Source organism: Achromobacter sp. HZ34 (assembly GCF_002209485.1).
Classification (GTDB): Bacteria; Pseudomonadota; Gammaproteobacteria; order Burkholderiales; family Burkholderiaceae_B; genus Bordetella_C.
Genome location: NZ_NJIX01000001.1, coordinates 300,636 through 323,768, shown reverse-complemented (window position 1 = coordinate 323,768; position 23,133 = coordinate 300,636). Strand labels below are relative to the sequence as shown.

Sequence of the window (23,133 nt, the reverse complement as noted above, 5' to 3'; positions counted from 1 at the left end):
TTCCTCAGGCGCCAGCGTGAGCATGAGAATGGCCTTCGGAATGCGCTTGCAACCAGCGCGCCGTGTCGTCGAAGGCCACGCCGGCGATATCGGCAATGGAGACCGCTTCCAGGAAGCTGTGCACGGTGCCCGGATAGACCTTGGACTGCACCTCGACGCCGGCTTCGCGCATCCTGCGTTCCAGCTCGACACTGTCGTCATGCAGGGGATCGCATTCCGTGACCACCAGATAGGCCGGCGGCAGGCCGCGCAGATCGGCCCGCAGGATGTCGGCGCGCGGATTGATGAAGTCCTCGCCGCGCGCCATGTGCATGCCGCGGAACCAGATCATCATGTGCAGGGACAGGCCGTATTCGCCGCTGCCATAGCGCACCACCGAGTTGCGGAACAGATTGCTGCCGAAGCCACCGTAGTTCAGCACCACGCCCTTCACCATGGACAAGCCGGCATCGCGCAGCGTCAGGCACGCCCCCATGGTCATGTTGGCGCCGGCCGAATCGCCGCCCAGGAAAAGCTGCTTGGGATCGACATCCAGCATGGCGGCATTGTCGTGGACCCAGCGGAACACGTCTATGCATTCCTCCAGCGGCTGGGGAAACTTGGCGCCGGGGGCCAGCGTGTAGTCCATGCCGATCACCACCACGCCGGCGCGGTCGGCGTATTCGCGCATGATGCGGTCGTGGGTGTCGATGCTGAACAGCACGAAGCCGCCGCCGTGGATGTAGACCAGCGCGCCCGCCAGCTTGCGCTGCGCCGGGTAATGCACGCGCACGCGCAGCTGGGTACCGAAGCGCGTGCCGACGCGATGTTCGACGGTCTTGGCCATCTTGGGGCCGCCCTGGGCCCAGGGCAGGCGCACTTTCTCGGCATTGGCGCGGCCTTCCTCGATGCCTATGGTGTCGCGGCGGGGATATTGCGCGGCGTCCTTGGCCATCAGGCGCATGAATTCGGCGATCTGCGGATCCACGGGCGCCGGCTTGCCGGTGGGGATGGTAAAGGCGGGATCTTCCAGGTACATGATGTTTCTCTGCGTTTTGATGTTCAACAGGGCCCGGCACGGCGGCGCGGAAGCGTGGGATGGAAAGAGGAAATGGGCGAGGAAATGGGCGGGGAAGTGAGCGGGGGCGCCAGGACGGGCGCACCGTCAGCGGCACCTTGCGCGGCGGATTCAATAGCCTTTTGCCATATCGACCTGATTCACCAGGGGCAGTCCGTCGCGCAGCCGGTGGATGTTGGCGACGATCTGCGCCGCCACGGTTTCGAAAGCGGCCATGGTCGCCATGTGCGGCGTTACCACCACGCCTGGCGTGCGCCACAGGGGATGATCGGCCGCCAATGGCTCCTGGGTGAAGACGTCGAGCACCGCGCCGCGAAGGTGGCCGGACTGCAGGGCCTCGATCAGGTCGTCCGCCACCAGGTGTTCGCCACGGCCGCAATTGACCACGGCGGCGCCCGGCGGCAGCGCGGCGAACGTGCGGCGATCGAGGATGCCCCGGGTGGATTCGGTCAAGGGCAGCAAGCACACCAGCAGGTCGGTCTGGCCGAGGAATTCTTCGTAGTCCTCGGCTCCGCTGAACATCCGCACGGCGGGCGCCGCGCCGGACGCCGCCGGGTGCGCCACTGCGCGTGCCTCCGCGCTTGCCTGTGCACGCGGCGTGCGCGACCAGCCATTCACGGAATAGCCCAGCGAAGGCAAGGTGGCGGCGATCAGCCCACCCAGTTCGCCCAGGCCCATCAGGCCCACGCGAAATTCCTTCGCTGCCTGTTGGCGCGGCCGCTGCCACAAGGCCTGGCGCTGGTTGGCCATCGCCACGTCCAGCTTGCGATGAAAGTGCAGGACGGCCCAGAGGACGTATTGCAGCATCCCCTGCGCCAGCATGGGATCGACCACCCGGCACACCGGCAGGCCGCGGGTCTCCTGGTCGGCCAATACGTTGTCGACACCGGCGGCGATGCTGTGGATCAGGCGCAGTTCCGGCATGCGGGCATAGACGCCGGGAGGCGAGTTCCAGCAGACGGCGATGTCCGCGTTCAGGCACGCGGGGTCGGGCCAGGTGGCGATCTGCAGGGCGGGATCGATGGCGTTGAGCAGCGGTTGGAAATAGGCCAGGTTGGCCGAGCGGCTCAGCAGGGCGACGCGATTCACGGGCATCCTCATTTCAATTAAGGAACACTATCCAGTTTTTTTTTCGTGGGGGCTTCGCCCCTACAGCCTCTTTTGAGGCCAGTTCGTTCGCGACGCAGACATCCCGCGGCCTGCAGGCCCACGCGTACGCCGAGCGCCAGGCGCTGGCCATTGCGCAACATGCGGTCGGAGGCGGCTGGCCACGGTCCGAGTTCTCCTAGGCAGGCATCATCGCCGCAGGGGCAGGCGAGCCCAACTGCTGCCCCGGAATCGCGGCCAGCAATTCCTTCGTGTAATCGCTGCGGGGCCGGCTGAAGACTTCCTCGGCGCTGCCGATCTCCATCAAGCGCCCCCGCTGCATCACGGCGATGCGATGGCACAGGCGCGCCGCCACGCGTAGATCGTGGGTGATGAAGATCATGCTCAGGCCCAGGCGTTCGCGTACGGTTTCCAGCAGGTCCAGGATCTGCGCCTGCACCGATACGTCCAACGCCGATACGGCCTCATCCGCGACCAGGATTTCCGGCTCCATCATCAACGCCCGCGCGATGGAGATGCGCTGGCGCTGCCCGCCGGAGAACTCATGCGGATAACGTTCCAGCGCGCTGGCGTCCATGCTCACCAGATCCAGCATCTCTAGCGTGCGCTCGCGCACCTGGGCCGCGCCAACCCCATAATTCATGGGCCCTTCGGCCAGGGCCTGGCCTATCGTCACGCGCGGATTGAAAGACCGGTACGGATCCTGGAACACCATCTGGATGCGCTTGCACCACTGGCGCCATTGCGCACGCGTCAGCTTGGAAATATCCTGGCCGTGCATCATGATGCGCCCGCTGGTCGGATGGGCGAAATGCGCCAGGCAACGGCCCAACGTCGTCTTGCCGGACCCCGACTCGCCCACCACGCCCAGCGTTTCGCCCTCACCCAGGGTCAGGGACACGTCGGTCAACGCATCGACCACGCGGCGCTTGCTGCGGAACATGCTGGTCGTCTCGAAACGCATCCCCAGGTTCTCGACTTGCAGCACGGGCATGCGCGCCGCCCCGCTCTCGCGCGCGCCGAAATGCCCTTTGGGCACCGCATCCAGCAGCTTGCGCGTGTAGGCATGTTGCGGCCGCGCCAGCACGTCGGCGGCGCGGCCGCTTTCCACGATACGGCCACGCTGCATCACGATGACACGGTCCGCGATCTCGGCCACCACATCGAAATCGTGGGTGATGAACAGGATGCCGGTATTGTGCCGTTCCCGCAGCCCATGCAGCAGGCGTAGCACCTGGGCCTGCGAAGTCACGTCCAAGGCGGTGGTGGGTTCGTCGGCGATGATCAACGCCGGCTCCATCGCCAGCGCCATGGCGATCATCACCCGCTGGCGCTGGCCGCCCGACAGCTGGTGCGGATACGCATGGCGCAGCGTCTCCGGCGACGGCAGGCGCACGTCGTTCAACAGATCCAGCACCCGCTTGTCGCTGTCACGGCCGGACAGCGCCGGGCCGTGGAACTGGAAGATCTCCGCAACCTGGTCACCCACCTTCATCAGTGGATTCAGCGCCGTCATCGGCTCCTGGAAGATCATGGCCATGCGGTCGCCGCGCAGGGCGCGCAGTTCGCCCAGCGTGGCGTCGGTGATGTCCTTGCCGGACAGCAGGATCTGGCCGCTTTCCTTGTGCAGCACGTCCTTGGGCAACAGGCCCATGACCGCGCCGGCGGTCACCGATTTGCCGGAGCCCGATTCGCCCACGATGCAGACGATTTCGCGTTCGCCCACGGTCAGGCTGATATCCTCCGCGGCATAACGGCGGTCGCCCGCGCCGGGCAGGCGCACCTTGAGATCACGGATTTCAAGTATGGGATGGGACATGATGGTTCAGCCTTTGCGTTTGCGGGCCATGCGGGGATCGAGACGGTCGCGCAAGGCATCGCCGAACAGGTTCACCGACAGAATCAACAAGGCCAGGTAAAGGCCGGGATACAGCACGATCCAGGGCGCGCGCTGAAAGTAAGGCCGGCCCTCGGCGATGATGCTGCCCAGGCTGGGGATCTCCGGCGGAAAGCCCAGGCCCAGGAAACCCAGCACGGCTTCGATCAGGATGGCCGACGCACAGATGAAGGTGGCCTGCACCACCAGCGGGTTGATGGTGCTGGGCAGCACATGGCGCCACAGCACTTTCCACACCGGCGTGCCCATGCCCATGGACGCTTCCACGTAAGGTTCCTCGCGCACCGACAGCACCACGCTGCGCACCAGGCGCGCCACGCGGGGAATCTCCGGAATGGAAATGGCGATGACCATGGTAGGGATGGTGGCGCCGCCCAGGGCCACCATGGCGATGGCCAACAGCAGGCCCGGTATGGCCATGATGCCGTCGATGATGCGCATGACCACCGCGTCCAGGCGGCGGAAATAGCCCGCCAGCACGCCCAGCGCCAAGCCCACGGCCACCGAGATGACGCTGACCAGCGCCGCCAGCGTGATCGACAGGCGTCCGCCGTACAGCAGGCGCGCGAACAGGTCGCGTCCCAGCGAATCGGTGCCGAACCAATAAGCGGCGCTGTAGGGTTTCAGGCGCATGCGCGGCGCCAGGCTGGCGGGATCGTGCCAGGAAATGACGGGCGCCAGCACGGCGGCCGCCACCAGGATCAGCAGCAGAACCAGGCCGCCCAGCATCCAGGGATCGCGTGCCAGCACGGTAGCGGCGCGGCGCAGGCGGGACGCCGGGCGCATCGGCAGCGAGGCCGCGGAAAACGTCTTCACAGTCATGGTCTGGTCCGGATCAATAACGAATGCGCGGATCGAGCAGCACGTAGGCCAGGTCGATCGCCAGATTGATGAACACGTAGACGAAGGAGAAAAACAATATGGTCCCCTGCACCACCGGATAGTCGCGCGCCATCACGGCGTCGACGATCAGGCGGCCCACGCCCGGTATGTTGAAGATGGTCTCGGTCACCACCACGCCGCTGATCATGGTGGTCAGCGCCAGGCCCACCACCGTGACGATGGGCACGGCGGCATTGCGCAAGGCGTGGCGGTACAGGACATAGCGCTCCGATACGCCCTTGGCGCGCGCGGTACGCACGAAGTCCTCGCCCAGCACGTCCAGCATGCTGGCGCGGGTGATGCGCGTGATCAGGGCGATGAACACCACGGCCAGCGTGATGGTCGGCAGGGCCATGTGATAGACGAAGACGCCGAAGCCCTGCATGACGCTGGCATAGCCCTGCACCGGCAGCCATCCCAGCTTCACGGAAAACAGCAGGATCAGCAGATAGCCCACCACGAAGGCCGGTATCGAAAAGGCCAGCGTGGTCAGCGCCAGCGTCAGGCGGTCGATCAGGCGTCCATGCCACCATGCCGCCATCACGCCCAACGGCACCGCGGACGCCACCGTCACCAGGATGGCGCACAGGGCCAGCGCCACCGTGGGCCCCAGGCGCTGGCCGATCAGCTTGCTGACCGGTTCCTTGGACAGGATGGAAGCCCCCAGGTCGCCGCGCAGCAAGGCGCCCATGGCCAGCACGTACTGCGTGGCCAGCGGCCGGTCCAGCCCCATGTCGTTGCGGATCTCCGCCACCGTCTGCTCGCTGGCCATGTCACCGGCGATGATGCGCGCGGGATCGCCGGGCGCCAGGCGCAGCAGCAGGAAAACCACCGTCGCCACCACCAGCATGACGGGGATGGCCGCCAACAGGCGTTTGAGTATCAGGTTCAACATATCGCCGGAACTCCGCTTACGCTTACTTCGACCAGAACAAGGGGACGGGCGCATCCACCATATTGGCGAACTTGGCGTCGTAGCCCTTGAATTTGGAATAACCGCCCAGGGGCACGAACATCACCTGCGCATAGGAACGGCGCTGGATCTCCAGGGCCAGCTGCTTGCGCTCGGCCTCGTCGCTGGTGGCGGCGAAGCGGTTGCACAGGTCTTCCATCACCTCGTCCCTGGTCCAGCCGGGATAGCCCTTCTCGCCGCCGCCGTCCAGGTTGGGATTACCCACAGGCGACATCAGTTCCAGGCTGGTCATGTTGGACTGGAAGATGCTCCAGCCGCCCTGCTCCACCGGATCCTTCTTGGTACGGCGGGCCAGCAGCGTGGTGAAGTCCATGGACTGCACTTCGACGTTCATGCCGATGCTGCGCAGGGCCTCGGCGGTAACCGGCGCGATGTTGGTGAAGATGGGCAGGTCGGTGGCGTGCAGGATCACCACTTTCTCGCCCTTGTAGCCACTGTCCTTCAGCAACTGCTTCGCGTGCTTGAGATCCGGTGCCTTGATCTGGATGGCACCCTCTTCGGACGCGTAAGGCGACACGCAGGACAGCACGGCGCCGCACAGCTGGTAGACCTTGGCGTCGCCTATCTGCGCTTCCAGGAAGTCGCTCTGGTTCAAGGCCGCCAACGCGGCCTGGCGCACCTTCGGATTATTGAAGGGCGGCTGCAGCCAGTTCATGCGCAGCGTGAACATCATGCTGTTCTTGCCGAAGGACTTCAGCGTGATGCCCTTGGCGTCCTGCAGTTGCGGCATCAGGTCGGGCGGCACGTCCTCGACGAAATCGATCTCGCCGTTGCGCAAGGCGTTGACGGCGGTCTGCGCGTCCGAGATGTTGACCAATTCGATGCGGTCCAGGGTTGCGACCTTGCCGCCGGCGAAGCCGCTGGCCGGCTCCTTGCGCGGCACATAGTCGGTGAACTTGACGTAGGTGGCCTTGACGCCCGGCTGGAAGTCGGCGGCAACGAACTTGTAGGGCCCGGAACCGATGTATTCCGTGATGGCCGTCGTGGGCGGCGTCTGCGCGATGCGCTTGGGCATGATGAAGGGCACCACCGAGCTCTGGCGGGCCAGCGCGTCCAGCACCAGGCCGAAGGGCTGCTTCAGTTTCAGCACGAAGGTGTTGGCGTCGCTGGCCGTAAGCGTGTCGGTGGCGGCCTTCAGGCGGCGCCCGACGATGTCGACGGCTTCCCAGCGCTGCAGGGACGCCACTACGTCGTCGGCGGTGACGGGCGCGCCGTCATGGAATTTCAGGCCAGCGCGCAGCGTGAAGGTATAGGTGAGCTTGTCGTCGGACACCTTCCACGTATCGACCATCTCCGGCTGGGGGCGCGAGTGGGCGTCCATCGCGAACAGCGTGTCGTAGATCAGATAGCCGTGGTTGCGGGTGATGTAGGCCGGCGTCAGGATGGGATCGAGCACGCGCAACGGGGCATGCATGACGATGCGGGCCTTGGTTTGCGTTGGGGCTTGCGTTTGCGCCTGTGCCAGTGAAGGCATCAATGCGGGGGCGATGAGGGCCGCGCACCAGAGCGCGGCGGCGTATAGCTTGACGTTATGCATGGGTTCCCCTTGCTGGATGTTGTGTACGGCTTGACGGTTCTTACGACGGCAGGACGATGCCACGATCCGCCCACGGTGCGATGCGCTCGAGTTGCGCCGAAAGCCGCAGGATGACATCTTCGCGGCCGAAATGGCCGATCAGTTGCGATGCCACCGGCACGCCGTCGGCGGTCCAGTTCAAGGGCAGGCTGGCCGCGGGCTGGCCCGAGGCGTTGATCACCGCCAGGAAGGTGGCGTAGCGCGATACTTTCATGCGGAAATCCCAGAAGCCGCCGCGGTTCAGGCCCAGCTCGTCCAGCTTGGCCGGCAATTGCGTAAGGGTCGGCGTCAGCACCAGGTCGAAGCCTGCCATGGCGTTTTCGATGGCACGGCTGATGGCGTGGAAGCGCGTGATGGCGTCGGCATATTGCATGGCGCTGAGGCCCTTGCCCACTTCATAGCCGTCGCGCAGGACGGGTTCGATTTCGTCGTCGCGCAGGGACCGGCCCAGCAGCTTCAGGCGTGCGTCGACGGCGATGACGATATTGGTGGCCAGCACCGAGCCGTGCGCCCGCACGAAGCCGGTGTAATCCAGATCGGGCACCTGGGCGTCGACGACTTCATGGCCCAGTTCGCGGCACCAGGCGACCGTGCGTTCCAGTGCCTGCAGGCATTCAGGCGCGGGCTCGATGTCGTTCCAGCCACGGCGCCAGACGGCGATGCGCAAGGGTGCGACATGGTCTTCGCGCACAGCGTCGAGATAGGAATCCGGCTTGGGCGGCGCGGCATAAGGCGCGCCCGGTTCGTAGCCGCTGATCACGTCCATGGCGGCCGCGGTGTCGCGCACCGAACGGGTGAGCACGCCATCCGAGGCCATGCCGCCCCACCCTTCGCCCCGCGCCGGTCCCATCGGAACCCGGCCGCGCGAGGGCTTCAGGCCGTAGACGCCGCAGCAGGCGGCGGGAATGCGGATGGAGCCGCCGCCGTCGCTGCCATGCGCGACCGGGACGATGCCGGCCGCCACCGCCGCGGCCGCGCCGCCGCTGGAGCCGCCCACCGAACGTGTCAGGTCGCGCGGGTTCAGCGTGGGGCCGCCGTTGCGCACGGCTTCGGTGGACGGGCCCATGCATAGCTCCGATACCGTGGAGCGGGCGAAGGGAATCAGCCCGGCCTGCTCGAAACGGCCCGCCACGGTGGCGTCATAGGTGTAGGTCATGTCATTGAACAGCCGCGAGCCCAGGCTGGACGGGAAGCGGCGCGACGCGAAGCCGGAGTCCTTGAGCAGGAAGGGAATGCCGCGGAACGGGCCGCTCGGTTGCCAGTCGCGCGCCCATTGCAGCGCTTCGTCGTAGCGTTCGTAGATCAGCGCGTTCAAGGCCGGGCCCCGCTCGCGCGCGACTGCCACGGCGGCTTCCATCAATTCCACTGAGCTGACTTCCTTGCGGTCCAGCAATTCCGCCAGGGCCAGGCCGTCCAGGGCCGTGTACTCGTGCGCGTGCATGTGCGATTTACCTGTGTTGTCTGGGGGTTATCCGGGGCGTTCCGAGGCCGCCTATTTCAAGTATCGAATTGCGATACCTCAGTATGCTATAAAAATCATTCTATATAGCTGGGCGCTACTGGACAATAGCGAGCAGGCTAGGGATTTCCCCAGCCGGGGGAGAGATATGGTCGGCCCTGCCGGGGCGACCACCTCTGTGCGGCGGCGTGCGGGGTACAGAACCCGCCAGGGCAGCTACGCTTGCGCCCAGCCAAAATCAAAAAAAGGGAATTTCCTCGGAAATTCCCTTTTGATTTTTTTGCTCAAGACGGTGCGATGGCGGCCTACACCGCCCACCATGCCGGCAGAAGCCGCCGAACTTCGGGACGGCGGTAGCGGTCGTCGATCAGGTACACGCTGCCACGGTCCGCTTCAGACCGGATGACCCGGCCCGCCGCCTGGACCACCTTGCGCAAGCCGGGATACAGGTACGTATAGTCGTACCCCTGGCCAAACCGCGCCTGCATGCGCCGCATCATTTCTTCATTGACCGGATTCATCTGCGGCAATCCCAACGTGACGATGAACGCGCCGATCAGACGCGAACCCGGCAGATCGACCCCTTCGCCGAACGCGCCACCCAGCACGGCGAAACCTATCCCCTCCCCGTCGGCGACGAACCGGTCAAGGAATTCGGCACGCGCCTTGGGATCCATGCCGGACGCCTGCCGCCAGGTGGGAATGCCCGGATGCGCCTGCTGCAGCCGCTCGGCCAGCCGCGCCAGGTAATCGAAGCTGCTGGAAAAGCACAGATAGTTGCCTGCCTTCTGCGCATAGGCACGCGCCATCACGTCAACGATGGGCGACACCGACGCGGCACGATCGCGGTAGCGGGTGGACACGCGATCCACGAGATGGATCTGCAACTGCTCAGGCTGGAACGGCCCCGGGACGTCCACCCACGGGCAATCCGCCGGCAGCCCCAGGGTGTCCCGATAGAAATGCGCAGGCCCCAACGTCGCGGAAAACAGCACCGTGGCATGCGCGGTGGCAAAACGCGGCGCCAGGAACGGCGCGGGAATCACATTCCGCACCGAAAGCGTGTCCAGCGGCGCGGCGCGCCGCAGCGCCGCCCCGACCGGCGTCCGCGCACCAGGGGCCCGATCCGCCGCGGCCGCCGCGGGTATGGCGCCCCGCGCCGGCTCGGCCGGCATGGCGTCGAACAGTGCGTGGGGACCGTGGCTTTCGGCCAGGCGCAGGAAACGCAGCAGGTCGAAATAGAACGCCAGCAAGTCCTCTTCCGCCGCGCCGGCGGGCTCGGCGAAATACTCCGCCAGTGCGGATCCCGTGCGCTGCAAAGCCGTCAGCAGCGGCGCCGGCAAGGGGTCATAGACGCGATACCCCTCTCCCGCCCGTTCCTGCAGACTGCCCTTCCACGCGCGCCGCAAGGCATCGAGCGGCTTGCGCAAGAACTTGGGCGCAGCGCGCCGCGCCAGGGCCAACTGCGCAGCCGACAACTGCCCGCTGTACATGCCGCGCGCGCGCTCGACCAGGTTATGCGCTTCATCCACCAGCACGCCGACCCGCCATTGCGAACTCAGCGTCAGGCCATGCAGCAAGGCGTTGTAGTCGTAGTAATAGTTGTAGTCGCCGACGACCACATCGCACCAGCGGGCCATTTCCTGCCCCAGGTAATACGGACAGATGCCATGCGTGGCGGCGATGGCGCTCAGCGCCGGCCGGTCCAGCACAGGCGCGGCGGCCGCCTGGGCCCGCGCTGCCGGCAGGCGGTCATAGAAACCGCGTGCCAGGGGGCAGTCTTCGCCATTGCAATCGCGTCCTGGATACACGCAAGTCTGCTCGCGCGAGGCCAGCTCCAAGGTGCGCAAAGGCAGCAAGGGCGCCGCCGCGCGCACCTTTGCCACCGCATCCAGCGCGGCATGGCGGCCGGCATTCTTGGCGCAAAGGAAGAACACCCGGTCCAGCGGCGCAACGGGCATCGCCTTGAGCATGGGGAACAGGCTGCCCAAGGTCTTGCCGATGCCGGTGGGAGCCTGCGCCAGCAAGGGTTTGCCGTCACGCGCGACGCGGTAGATGGCGGCGGCGAGTTCACGTTGGCCGGGGCGGAAAGCGGCTTGCGGGAAGGCCATGGCGCGCAGGGCTTCATCGCGTCCTTCGCGGTGCGCGGATTCCTGCCGGCCCCAGGCCAGGAAGCGTTGGCATTGCTCCACGAAGAAGTCGCTCAGCTCCTTGGCGGAACACGCGCGCGTCAATACCGTTTCTTCCTGGCTGCCCAGGTCGAAGTACACCAGCGCGATTTCCAGATTTTCGAAGGAGCGGGCCTGGCACAGCAGATGTCCGTAGACCATGGCCTGTGCCCAATGCACCGCCCGCTGGTTGTCCGGCACCCGATCCGCCGACCCGCGCCTCGTCTTGATCTCTTCCAGCCTGTGTTGCACCGGATCGTACCCATCGGCGCGGCCCCGCACCCGCAAGGTTGCAGGCGGGCTTGCCGGCGGAATCCCTGCCGGCGCATCGGTCGCGCCGGTCGCGTCGGTTGCGTCGATCACCTCCGTCGCAACGACAACATCCAGCGCGTGGCTGGCATCGCGGGCGGCGGCCGCATCGCTGGCAACGCCGCTGTACATACCTTCCAACGCGACCTCGGCCTCGTACCCGGCGGGGCGGCGGGCGACGACGGCCTGGTGGCCGGCGATGCCTTCCTGTCCGGACGGCGCGGGCGTGAAGCGCGTGTCCAGATCACCGCTGCGAGCCGTGAACTCACACAGGGCACGTACCGCAATGGTGTAGATCATGCAGCCTGCTCTTGCCACGCAACGCGGCAAACCCGCACGGGAATGCCGTGCGCGTGGTTATACGCGATCCAACGCAGCTGGTTGTCCTGCAAGCGATCGCCCGGCCCCTTCACCTCGATCAATTCATAGCGCCGTTCAGCCGGCCAGAAGCGCACCAGGTCAGGCAGACCACTGGCATTGGTCTTGATATCCGCCAGGATGCGCATGAACCAAAGCTTCAGATGCGCGGCCGGCAAACAATGCAAAGCGACGTCCAGCAAGGCTTCGTCCAACGCGCCCCACACCACGAAGGGCGACATCAAGCCCGCCTTGGCCCGCCAGTTGGCGCGTATGGTGTCGGCATGGCTGCCCTCGTCCAGCTGCGTCAGGCAGGCGTCGAAGGCCGCGCGACGGGCAGCGGCAAAGCCTGGATCGTGCAGATCCGCCGGCCCGCGCTGGAACGGATGGAAAAACGCCCCCGCCACCGGCTGGAAAATGGCCGGCCAGCAAAGCAGCCCGAACAAGGCATTGATCAGCGTGTTCTCGACGTAATAGACCGGCCCGTCCGCGCAAGACAGATGATCACGCGCCACGAACTCGACGGAGCGCCCGTCTTGCGGCCGGGCCAGGCGCAGGTCCAGCGTGGTGACCGTCGGCCTGCGTGCAGGCGCAAGACCGTCCCGGCCGAGGTGGCCAAGGCGGCGCCGCAGACGGTGAACCAGGCGCTGCAGCAACTGCACCTCGGTTTCGCTTTCGGGCGCGGCCAGTGCGGCCTCGGCCATGGCCAGCGCATCGGCATCGGCGCCGGCCTGCTCCAGCACGCGCATGGTTCGGTGTCGGGCGCCGGGATAGCCATTCGATCGATAGCACGCCAGCGCCCCTTCCCAATCGCGCTGACGTTCCCGCGCGCGTCCCAAGGCGAACAGCAGCTTGTCCCGACGCCGGCACAACCACGGCTGCGCGGGGTTCTCCGCCAGCAAGGCCCGATGGATCGCCTGCCAGGGCGAGTCGGCTGCGGCTTCACCTGTCTGCACGCTCACCTCGTCGATCTGCTCGCGCAGGCGCTGCAGGCGCAGATAGGTTTCGATATCGGATCGATGCTGGAAAGCCCGTGCCGCAGCGGGGAATTCGACGCGTTCGTACTGGAAGATACCCAGATCGGCGAGGACGAACTCCGACCAGTCCTGCCGCAGATTGCCGAAGAACATCAATCGCAAGCGCTCGACCAGAAGCACGATACGCACTTCCACAACATCGATCGCGCCCGCCGCAACGCCGTCGGCGCCTTCGATAGCACCTTCACCGGCGCTGCTCATCGCGCCATCACTGGCGCCTTGCGGCAGCCGCCACTGTCGCCATGGCCGTGCGTCCCCAAACTGCGCCAGCCCGCGCAGATGCTCCAGCAGCCGCGCCTTGGAAAGCTTCCCCGGCGCGACGCCGGCGAACACTCGCGCCAGTTCCGCCTGGCGCAGGACGGCGAAAAGCGCATCCAGCGTCAGCACGGGGTTCGCGTCCAGCCAGCCAAGCGCCAGCAGCGGCGCCGCGGCGCTCACCGGATCGCCGATCTCGGCGTAATGCAGCGAGTCGACGCGGAAATAAGGCCCTTTGCGCATCAGCATCCGCACCATCAGCGCCTGTGACGGCCGCGGCAACCCCGCGTAGTCATCCAGGAAGGCCTGTTCCGCCTCGTCCAGCAGATCGCCATAACGTTCGGCGATCCAGGCCAGGGCAAAAGTGAAATTGCGCAGGTAGTAATGCGGATCCGGCCCTTCCTCGTTGCCAGGCCGCAGCAGCCGTGCCGCCGCCGCGGCGATGGACGACGGCACCACGACAGCGGCCGTTGGTGCCGTAGCCTCAGCGTTGGAGGATCCCGTTGCCCGCACGCCAGGCGTATCGGCGGAGAAGCTGGAAGCCGCCAAAACGACGACGCCATGCGCATCGGCAAAAACGCCGGATGCCTCCAAAACGGAGGCATCCCCATCGAAACGCGTGACGGAAGATAGATCTGACTGGCTCATGGCAAAATACTGTATCCATGAACAGTATATCCGCCCCGACCGCCGCTCCGGAAATGCCGGCCAGCCGCCCGGCCGCTCCAGCAGCACCGAATAGCCATCCGGCCGCCCCGGACAGCCATCCGGCCCCTGACGCTGCCCAAGCCGACGCCCAGCCAACCCGGCAGGGCTTCCTGCTGACCCGCCATTGGCGCGACACCCCCTCGGGTACCGAGGTCGAATTCTGGCTGGCCACCGACGCAGGCGCCCAGCGCATCCGGGTGCCCGTCCAACCGTCGGTCGCCTTCATCCCGGCCGACCAGCGCGGCCTGGCCGAAGCCATCCTGCGCGGTGAAACCAATGGCGAGCTGCGTGCCCTGGCCCTCAAGGACTTCAAGCACCGCCCCGTCCTGGGCCTGTATTGCCAGCAGCAACGCCAGCTGGCCCGCCTGGAGAAGCGCCTGACCGAAGCGGGCGTGGACATCTACGAAGCCGATATCCGCCCGCCCGAACGCTATCTCATGGAACGCTTCATCACCGCGCCCCTGCGTTTCAGCGGCCGCGCGGACCCCGATGGCATCCTGCTGGACGCCACGCTGAAGCCCGATCCCGACTACCGCCCCATCCTGCGCCTGGTCTCGCTGGACATCGAAACCGATCAGCGCGGCAACCTGTATTGCATAGGCCTGCAAGGCTGCGGCCAGCGCCAGGTCTATATGCTGGCGCAGACCGCCGGCAGCGAACGGGTCGCTGGCGCCGATGGCCGGGATTTCGATCTCGAATACTGCACCGACCGTGGCGCCCTGCTGCGCCGGCTCAACGACTGGCTGGCGCGCCACGACCCCGATGCCGTGATCGGCTGGAACGTGGTGCAGTTCGACCTGCGTGTCCTGCACGAACATTCCCAGCGCCTGGGCGTACCGCTGCGGCTGGGCCGCGCTGGCGCGGTGATGGAATGGCGCGAGCACGGCGCCCGGCCGCAGCACTATTTCGCGGCGGCGCCGGGCCGGCTGATCATCGACGGCATCGAAGCCCTGCGCTCCGCCACCTGGAGCTTCCCGTCCTTCAGCCTGGAATACGTGGCGCAAACCGTGCTGGGCACCGGCAAGGCCATCGACGATCCCTACCACCGCATGGACGAGATCAACCGCATGTTCGCGCAGGACAAGCAGGCCCTGGCCCGCTACAACCTGCAGGACTGCGAACTGGTCACGCGCATCTTCGAAAAGACCGAACTGCTGGCCTTCCTGCTCGAACGCGCCACGGTCACCGGGCTGGCCGCAGACCGCAGCGGCGGCTCGGTGGCGGCGTTCGAACACCTTTACCTGCCGCTGATGCATCGCACCGGCTTCGTCGCGCCCCGCCTGGGTTCGCAGCCGCCCAACGCCAGTCCCGGCGGTTTCGTCATGGATTCCCGTCCCGGCCTGTACGAATCGGTACTGGTACTGGACTACAAGAGCCTGTACCCGTCCATCATCCGCAGCTTCCTGATCGATCCGGTGGGGCTGATCGAAGGCCTGCGCCAGCCCGGCGACGACGCTTCCGTCCCAGGCTTCGCCGGCGCGCGCTTTTCGCGGACGCGGCACAGCCTGCCGGCCATCGTGGCCCGTATCTGGGACGGCCGCGATGCCGCCAAGCGCGCGGGCAACAAGGCGCTGTCGCAAGCCTTGAAGATCATCATGAACTCCCTGTACGGCGTGCTGGGTTCGCCCGGCTGCCGTTTCTTCGATGCGCGGCTGGCCTCGTCCATTACGCTACGCGGCCATGAAATCATGCAGCGCACGCGCGAACTGATCGAGGCGCAAGGCCACATCGTCATTTATGGCGATACCGACTCCACCTTCGTGTGGCTGGGCCGCGCGCGCGCCGAGGAAGACGCCGCGCGCATAGGCCGCGAACTGGTGGCCGGCATCAACCTGTGGTGGCGCCAGCACCTGCAACAGGAATACGGCCTGCAAAGCGCGCTGGAGCTGCAATACGAGAACCATTTCCAGCGCTTCCTGATGCCCACGGTGCGCGGCGCCGAGGAAGGCAGCAAGAAGCGCTACGCCGGCCTGGTCCGGCGCGCCGACGGCAGCGAAGACGTGGTGTTCAAGGGGTTGGAATCCGTACGCACGGACTGGTCGCCGCTGGCGCGCCAATTCCAGCAGGAACTTTATCTGCGCATTTTCCGGCGCGAGCCTTACCGCGACTACATCCGTGACTTCGTGCGCCGCACCCGCGCCGGCGAGCTGGACGAACTGCTGGTCTATCGCAAGCGCCTGCGCCGCCGCCTCGACCACTACGAACGCAACGTGCCACCGCACGTGCGCGCGGCCCGCAGCGCGGACGAATACAACCAGCGCCAGCAGCGGCCCATGCAGTACCAGAACGGCGGCTGGATCAGCTACGTCATGACCCTGGCCGGACCCGAGCCGCTGGAGAACCGCCAGGCCGGCATCGACTACGAACACTACGTCACCAAGCAGCTGCAACCGATCGCCGACGCCATCCTCGCCTTCGTGGGCGATGATTTTTCCCAGTTGACGGACGGTCAGCTGGGGCTGTTCTAGTGCCCGACGGCAGGCGCGTCGCCGCCCTTGTCATGCGTGCCGAACTTCTCGACCATCGTCGCGCTGGCGTGGTTCAAGCCCAGCACTTCCACCGCCACGCCATGGCGGCGGAACTTATGGACCACGCGGTCAAGCGCGTCGACCGCGGTGATGTCCCAGAAATGCGCTTCCTCCAGGTCCAGCACCACGCGCTCGATCGGCTCCTTGAAATCGAACTCGGCCACCAGCGCCTGCGACGTGGCGAAGAACACTTCGCCGCGCACGGCATAGCGGCGCCCACGCCCGTCGTCCAGCGTGGTCGTCTGCACCGCGAACATCCGATGCACCTTGGACGCGAAGAACAAGGCGCTCAGCAGCACGCCCACCCCGACCCCGATGGCCAGGTTGCCGGTGGCGACCACCACCACGACGGTGGCCAGCATCACCACCGACGAACTGCGCGGATGGGTGCGCAGGTTCGCCAAGGACTTCCAGCTGAAGGTGCTGATACACACCATGATCATCACCGCCACCAGCGCGGCCATCGGAATCTGCCGCACCCACGGTCCCAGGAACACCACCAGGATCAGCAGGAACAAGCCCGCCAGGAACGTCGACAGGCGCCCACGCCCGCCTGACTTCACGTTGATGACGGACTGGCCGATCATCGCGCAGCCCGGCATTCCGCCCAGCAGGCCGGCGCAGATATTGGCGATGCCCTGCCCGCGGCACTCGCGGTTCTTGTCGCTATTGGTATCGGTGAAGTCATCCACGATGGCCGCGGTCATCAGCGACTCCAGCAGGCCCACCACGGCAATCGCCAGCGAATACGGGAAGATGATGCGCAGCGTGTCCATATTCCACGGCACCAGCGGAAGCGCGAAATGCGGCACGCTGTCCGGGAATGCGCCCATATCGCCCACGGTGCGCGCCGGCAGGTGCAGCCACACCGCCAGGACGGTCAGCACGACGATGCAGACCAACGGCGACGGCACCGCACGGGTGATGCGTGGAAACAGGTAGATGATGGCCAGGCCGCCCGCCACCAGCGCATAGACGGTCCAATGGGCGTTATGGAATTCCTGCAACTGCGCCAGGAAGATCAGGATCGCCAAGGCGTTGACGAAGCCCGTGATCACCGAGCGCGACACGAAGCGCATGAGCGCGCCCAGCCGCAGGTAACCCGCCAATATCTGCAGCACGCCCGCCAGCAGGGCCGCGGCGAACAGGTACTGCACGCCATGGTCCTTGACCAGTCCGACGACCAGCAACGCCACGGCGCCGGTAGCGGCGGAAATCATGGCCGGGCGGCCCCCGGCGATGGCGGACACCACCGCGATACAGAAGGCGGCGTACAGCGCCACCCGCGGATCGACACCCGCGATCACGGCAAACGCCAGGGCTTCAGGGATCAGGGCCAGGGCCACCACCAGGCCGGACAACACATCGCCGCGGACGTTGCCGAGCCATTCTTCACGCAAGGTACGTAGATTCATTTGGGGGGAAGGGAAATCGAAGCGCGCCAGGAACGGCGGCGCCCGCAGTTTACCCCGGTCCCCATGACAGGCACCTGCTCGCTCGGTCCCCGTGGCTATCCGCGCGGCTGCGCGGTCAGCCACGTGCGCGCGAACACCGACGCCGGTTGCGGCTTGCCGTAGTAATAGCCCTGCGCCTCGTCGCAGCCCAGCGCACGCAGCGCTTCGGCCTGCTCGGCCTGCTCCACGCCCTCGGCAATGGCGCTCAGTCCCATATTGTGGGCCATGCCCAGGATGGTGGTGACGATGGTGCGGTCGTGGCGGTCATTGAGCATGTCGCGCACGAAGGAGATATCGATCTTCAGCTTGTCCACCGGCAGGCGCTTCAGGTACGCCAGCGACGAATAGCCCGTACCGAAGTCATCGATGGACAAGGCAAACCCGGCCGCCTTCAAGGCCGCCATGACCACGATGGCGCGCTCGATATCGCCCATCAGGCCGCTTTCGGTCAATTCCAGCTCGAACGACGCCGGCGTCAGGTCCGCCGCCTGCACGATGTCGACGATATTGCTGGCCAGCGAGCCGTCGTCCAGTTCCTGCGCGGCCAGGTTGATCGCCAGCCGCCCGGAAAAATGCAGTCCTGCCACCTGCCAGGCCTTCATCTGCCGGCAAGCCTCGCGCAGGACCCAGCGCCCCAGGGGCGCCATCATGCCGCGCGCTTCCGCGATGGGAATGAAATCCACCGGACTGACCCAGCCGCGCCGCGGATCGTACCAGCGCAACAAAGCCTCCGCGCCCACCATGGCGCCGCTGTCCAGATCCACCTTGGGCTGGTAATAAAGCTGCAATTCGCCGTTGTTCAAGGCCCGCGCCAGGTCCTTGGCCAGCTCCATGCGCTCGGCCAGGCCCTCGCTCATTTCAGGTTCGTAGAACACATGGCCGACGCCGCTGTCCTTGGCCCGGTACATCGCAATGTCCGCGCGCTTGAGCAGGTCGTCGATGGTGGTGCCGTCCATCGGATGCAGGGCGATGCCTATGCTGACCCGCATGATGAAGGTGTGATCGGCAGCCGCCACCGGATCCAGCAAAGCCCCTTCCAGGCGCTCCGCCAGGTCGGCCGCGGCCGCGCGATCGTCCACCGGCGTGGCGACGATGAATTCGTCACCGGCCAGGCGGGACAGGATCTCGCCCTTGCGCAGCACCGCCTGGAAGCGCCGCGCCACCTGCACCAGCACCTGGTCGCCCACCCCGTGCCCGCGCGTGTCGTTGATTTCCTTGAAGCGATTCAGGTCCATGAACAGCACCGCCAGCATGCCGTCATTCATGCGCGCCTCGACCAGTGCGCGGCCCAGGCTTTCCATGCACAGCGTGCGATTGGGCAGGCCGGTCAGCGAGTCGTACATGGCCAGCAGGCGAATCTTGTGCTCGGCCGCCTTGCGCTGGGTGATGTCGGAATTGATGACCATGATGGACTTGGGCTCGCCGGCCTCGTCCAGCACCAGCGTCCAATGCCCTTCCACGGGAAAGGTGGTGCCGTCCTTGCGCCGGTGGCGGATCTCGCCGCGCCACTCGCCGTGGGTCAGGATGCGCCCGGTGATGTCGTCGAGCAACGCATGATCGTCATAGATCAGCTCCGCCACCATGCGCCCCATCGCCTCTTCCGGCGTCCAGCCGTACATCCGTTCGGCGCTCTTGTTCCAGAACTGGATACGCCCGTCCAGCCCCCGCACGACGATGGCGTCAGTGGTCTTGTCCAGCAGCGACGCCTGGTCCCGGTAACGCGCGGCGATGTCTTCCGCATAACGCTTGAGATCCAGCAGCACCATGCTGTCGGTGATGTCGGTCATGGCGCCGGCCACGCGCACCGCCCTGCCATCGGGTGCGCGCTGCGTGCGGCCGAGCGCGCGCATCCAGCGATAACTGCCATCGCGGCAACGCAGCCGGTACGTCACGTCGTAGGGCGTCTGGCCACTGCGGTCGACGATGTGCGCCGTGAAGGCATTCAGCGTACGGGCGCGGTCGTCCGCATGCAGGCGCGACGACCAGCTGCTCAGCAGATTCGGCAACTCATCCACGGACTCGTAGCCCAGCATCCGGCGAAACTGGTCGGACAGCCAGCACGGACAGCCGGGATCGTCGATGTCCAGGTCGCCGATTTCCAGGTCCCACAGCGCGTCGCTGCTGGCCTGGACGACCAGGTCGAAGCGGCCCTGCAGATGCCCGACGTGGACACGCAGGGCCTCCAGTTCTTGCAACGAATCCACGATTTATGCGGGCAAGGCCACGTAGCCGCCCGCCTCGTGCGTGCCGGCCTGCGCGTTTGCCTGCAGCCTTGCGACCGCTTGCTCGGCGCTGCCCTGCGCCAGGCGGAACACGCTGACCAGTTGCGCCAGCGTCGAGGTCTGGTCCTGCATGGCGCCCGACGCGGCCGCGGCTTCTTCCACCAGCGCGGCGTTCTGCTGCGTCACCTGCTCCATCTGCGCGATGGCCAGGTTGATCTGCTCGATACTGCCGGTCTGCTCGTGCGTGGCCGCGCTGATCTCGCCCATGATGTCGGTGACCCGCTTCACGCTTTCGACGATCTCGTCCATGGTGGCGCCGGCCTGGCTGACCAGTTGCGAACCGCTGTCGACCTTGGCCACCGAATCGCTGATCAGTTGCTTGATGTCCTTGGCGGCGGTGGCCGAGCGCTGCGCCAGGCTGCGCACTTCGCTGGCGACCACGGCGAAGCCGCGGCCCTGTTCGCCGGCGCGGGCGGCTTCCACCGCCGCGTTCAGCGCCAGGATGTTGGTCTGGAAAGCGATGCCGTCGATCACGCCGATGATGTCGACGATGCGGCGTGATGATTCGTTGATCGACGTCATGGTGCCCACCACTTGCGACACCACGGCGCCGCCGCGGCTGGCCACTTCCGACGCCGACACGGCCAATTGATTGGCCTGGCGGGCGTTGTCCGCGTTCTGCTTGACCGTGACGGTCATCTGTTCCATGGTGGCGGCGGTCTCGCTCAGCGAGCTGGCCTGCTCTTCGGTGCGCGAGGACAGGTCCAGGTTGCCTGCCGCGATTTCGCGAGCGGCCGTGGCGATGGAATCCGTGCCGCCGCGTACCTGGCCGACGATATTGCGCAGATTGCCGTTCATGGCCTGCAAGGCCTCCAGCAGTTGACCGGTCTCGTCGCGGCCATGGACCGTGATCTCGCTGCCCAGGTCACCATCGGCCACCCGGCGGGCGGCGGTCAGTGCCTTGGCCAAGGGTTGCGTGATGCCGCGCGTCAGGACCCAGGCGCACAGGGCGCCGAAGGCCGTTGCCAGGATCGCCAGGATGATCAGCTGTTGACGGCTGTCGTGGTCGATCTCCTGGATGTGGGCCGCATCCGTGTCGAGACGCTTGCGCTGCACCTCGACGAATTCGGCCAGCAGCTTGCTGTAGTTGACCGACGCGGGTTGGAAGGTCGACAGGAAAATCTTGTCCGCTTCGTCGGCCTTGCCCTCGCCCTTGAACTTCATGATCGCGTCCCGGGCGGCGACGTAGCCGCCCCGCGTGTCCATGATCTTCTGGTAGACCGCTTTTTCGTCGGTGTCCTGGATCAGCGGCTCCAGTTTCTTCATGATCTCCAGCGAGGCGCGCGTGCCTTCGGTGGCACCGCTGGCCAGGAAACCTGCCAGGGTGGGATCGCTGCTCTTGGCGATGGCGGTGGTGCGGGTGATGCCGACCAGCACGTAATTGGCCCAGTCGTTGGTCATGCGCTCCTTGGCGAGGGGCAGTTCCATCATGGCGCGCGTGGCGGCGGCCACCGTGCTCAGGCGCCACAGGCTGATGCCTGTGATGAGGATGGCCAAGGCCAGCACGATACCAAACCCAAGCGCCAGGCGGGCGCCGATTCTCATATTCTTCAGCATGACGATTTCTTGTCCTAGTCTTGATTACTGCTATGCAGCGAGGTACGGCAGAGGTGAGCCGCGGGATGAACCCGGGCGCCCGGTTGTGCCGGACGCCCCAAGAAATCGAGTGTTGAAGCACCGCTTTCTTACAGCCTCTTTTACGTCGTTTTCCAAAAGGTCTTTAGGGCTGGCAACGCACGTAATAAAGGATTTTTGATGCTGCGGCGCGGAATATAAGGGTTGCTTAGTTTAGAAGCTCCGACTGGGCAAAATACGCCTTAATTCAAGGGATTGATTTGCTTGCAAGACAGCGCCATGCGCCTTTCGGGGCGTTCAGCGTCCTCCTGTGTCGTGTCGATCCGGCGAACCGGCCATGCTTTTCAATTCTGTTCATCGAACAGGGCCTCGATTGCCGCCTTCCGTTCGGCCTGTAACCGCGCCACCAATTCGGCGGCGGGCAGCGCGCGCGCCAACGGCGCGGCCTGGCCGGCCCAATGCGCGCCATAGGTGTTGTCGCCCTGCGCCTTGGCCGCCGCGTGCAGCGCCTTGCCGGCGTCGTAGGCAATGGGATAGTCAGGCGCGGGCGGCGCGCCTTCGGCCACGCCCAGGGCCATCAGCCGGTTGCGCACGCCGCGCGCTTGGCGGCCGGAAATGGCTAGCGTATGCGCGGTGCTCACCTGTTCATGTCCCAGCAGGTTCTGCCGGTACGCGGCATCGGCGGCCGATTCCGGGCAGGTCACGAAAGCGGTGCCCAGTTGCGCCAGTTGCGCGCCAAGCGCCAGCACCGCGGCCACGCCGGCACCGTCCATGATGCCGCCCGCCGCCACCACGGGCAGGCGCGTCTGCGTGACCAGCAGACGCACCAGGGCCAGCGTGCCCAGCTTGTCGTCGTGCGCACGCGGATCGAAGAAGCCGCGATGGCCGCCCGCTTCGATGCCCTGCGCCACGATGGCGTCGATGCCCGCCGCTTCGATCTGCCGCGCCTCGTCCAGATTGGTCGCCGTCGCCATCAGCAGGATGCCGGCGGCGCGCAAGGCGTCGATGTGTTCCTGCGCCGGCAGGCCGAAATGGAAGCTCACCACGGCCGGTTTTTCGCGCAGCAGCAAGGCTTGCATGTCGGTGTCGACCACGTAGCTGGTGTAGATCTCCTTCAAGGCCACGGGCGGCTTGGCGCCAAAGCGCTCGAATTCCGGCGCCAGATAACGCAACCAGGCAGCTTCCGCATCCGCGTCGGCTTGCGCGGGCGTGTGGCAGAACACGTTCACGCCGAAGGGCCGGGTCGTCAGCGCCCGGGTCTGCGCGATGGCGGCCTGCGCCGCCGTGGCGTTCATCGCGCCCAGGCCCAGGGAGCCCAGGCCACCGGCATTGCTGACCGCCGCGGCCAGGGCCGGCGTGCTGGTGCCCGCCATGGGCGCCTGGATGATGGGGGCGGTCAACCCGAGTCGGGTAGCCAGGGAAGCACCGGCGGCCGGCGCGGAGGATGAGGACTGGGACATGATGGTCTCCTTGGAACGGGGAATTCCTGGCTGGAACGGTCGGGAGTGC

The 23,133-nt window shown here is 66.2% G+C and carries 14 protein-coding genes; 1 reads left to right on the top strand and 13 read right to left on the bottom strand.

What is annotated here, in order from left to right; translation table 11 throughout:
• Positions 1-4 precede the first annotated feature (4 nt).
• The 9 genes from CEY05_RS01350 to CEY05_RS01310 form a co-directional block, all read right to left on the bottom strand.
• Entirely contained in the window at positions 5-1,018 is a 1,014-nt protein-coding gene (locus CEY05_RS01350) for an alpha/beta hydrolase fold domain-containing protein (protein ID WP_088595601.1), read from the bottom strand.
• A 150-nt stretch (positions 1,019-1,168) separates the two neighbouring features.
• Positions 1,169-2,152, bottom strand: a complete 984-nt coding sequence (locus tag CEY05_RS01345; RefSeq protein WP_233161299.1) for a glyoxylate/hydroxypyruvate reductase A — start codon at positions 2,150-2,152, stop codon at positions 1,169-1,171.
• Between the two features lie 190 nt (positions 2,153-2,342).
• Entirely contained in the window at positions 2,343-3,983 is a 1,641-nt protein-coding gene (locus tag CEY05_RS01340) for an ABC transporter ATP-binding protein (RefSeq protein WP_088595600.1), read from the bottom strand.
• Positions 3,984-3,989: 6 nt separating this feature from the next.
• Positions 3,990-4,883, bottom strand: coding sequence for an ABC transporter permease (locus CEY05_RS01335; RefSeq protein ID WP_088595599.1), 894 nt, complete (start codon positions 4,881-4,883; stop codon positions 3,990-3,992).
• 13 nt (positions 4,884-4,896) lie between these two features.
• Positions 4,897-5,838 carry an ABC transporter permease gene (locus CEY05_RS01330; RefSeq protein ID WP_088595598.1) on the bottom strand — a complete coding sequence of 314 codons (942 nt, stop codon included), beginning with the start codon at positions 5,836-5,838 and terminating at the stop codon, positions 4,897-4,899.
• Positions 5,839-5,860: 22 nt separating this feature from the next.
• Positions 5,861-7,453: an ABC transporter substrate-binding protein gene (locus CEY05_RS01325; RefSeq protein WP_158219229.1), complete on the bottom strand. Its 1,593-nt coding sequence runs from the start codon at positions 7,451-7,453 to the stop codon at positions 5,861-5,863.
• Between the two features lie 40 nt (positions 7,454-7,493).
• A complete protein-coding gene (locus CEY05_RS01320) occupies positions 7,494-8,933 on the bottom strand; it encodes an amidase (RefSeq protein WP_088595596.1) in 1,440 nt (479 codons plus the stop codon).
• A gap of 323 nt (positions 8,934-9,256) precedes the next feature.
• Complete coding sequence (locus CEY05_RS01315) at positions 9,257-11,728, bottom strand: ATP-dependent DNA helicase (RefSeq protein WP_233161298.1); 2,472 nt, start codon at positions 11,726-11,728, stop codon at positions 9,257-9,259.
• Positions 11,725-13,725 (bottom strand): VRR-NUC domain-containing protein, encoded by a 2,001-nt coding sequence (locus CEY05_RS01310; protein WP_088595595.1) that lies wholly within the window; start codon positions 13,723-13,725, stop codon positions 11,725-11,727. Before CEY05_RS01310 ends, CEY05_RS01315 begins: the two co-directional genes overlap by 4 nt.
• 17 nt (positions 13,726-13,742) lie before the next feature.
• Between CEY05_RS01310 and CEY05_RS01305 the strand changes: the two genes are divergently transcribed.
• The gene (locus CEY05_RS01305; RefSeq protein ID WP_233161297.1) at positions 13,743-16,253 is read left to right on the top strand and encodes a DNA polymerase II; all 2,511 of its coding nucleotides are present in this window, start codon (positions 13,743-13,745) and stop codon (positions 16,251-16,253) included.
• On the opposite strand, the gene CEY05_RS01300 is transcribed toward CEY05_RS01305, so the two are convergent.
• From CEY05_RS01300 to CEY05_RS01285, 4 genes are all read right to left on the bottom strand, one after another.
• A complete protein-coding gene (locus tag CEY05_RS01300) occupies positions 16,250-17,728 on the bottom strand; it encodes a SulP family inorganic anion transporter (RefSeq protein ID WP_088595593.1) in 1,479 nt (492 codons plus the stop codon). The genes CEY05_RS01305 and CEY05_RS01300 overlap by 4 nt on opposite strands.
• Before the next feature lie 95 nt (positions 17,729-17,823).
• On the bottom strand, positions 17,824-19,971 hold the full coding sequence (locus tag CEY05_RS01295) for a bifunctional diguanylate cyclase/phosphodiesterase (RefSeq protein WP_088595592.1): 2,148 nt from the start codon (positions 19,969-19,971) through the stop codon (positions 17,824-17,826).
• A 3-nt stretch (positions 19,972-19,974) separates the two neighbouring features.
• A complete protein-coding gene (locus CEY05_RS01290) occupies positions 19,975-21,606 on the bottom strand; it encodes a methyl-accepting chemotaxis protein (protein WP_088595591.1) in 1,632 nt (543 codons plus the stop codon).
• Positions 21,607-21,968: 362 nt separating this feature from the next.
• Positions 21,969-23,084: a nitronate monooxygenase family protein gene (locus CEY05_RS01285; RefSeq protein ID WP_088595590.1), complete on the bottom strand. Its 1,116-nt coding sequence runs from the start codon at positions 23,082-23,084 to the stop codon at positions 21,969-21,971.
• Positions 23,085-23,133 lie beyond the last annotated feature (49 nt).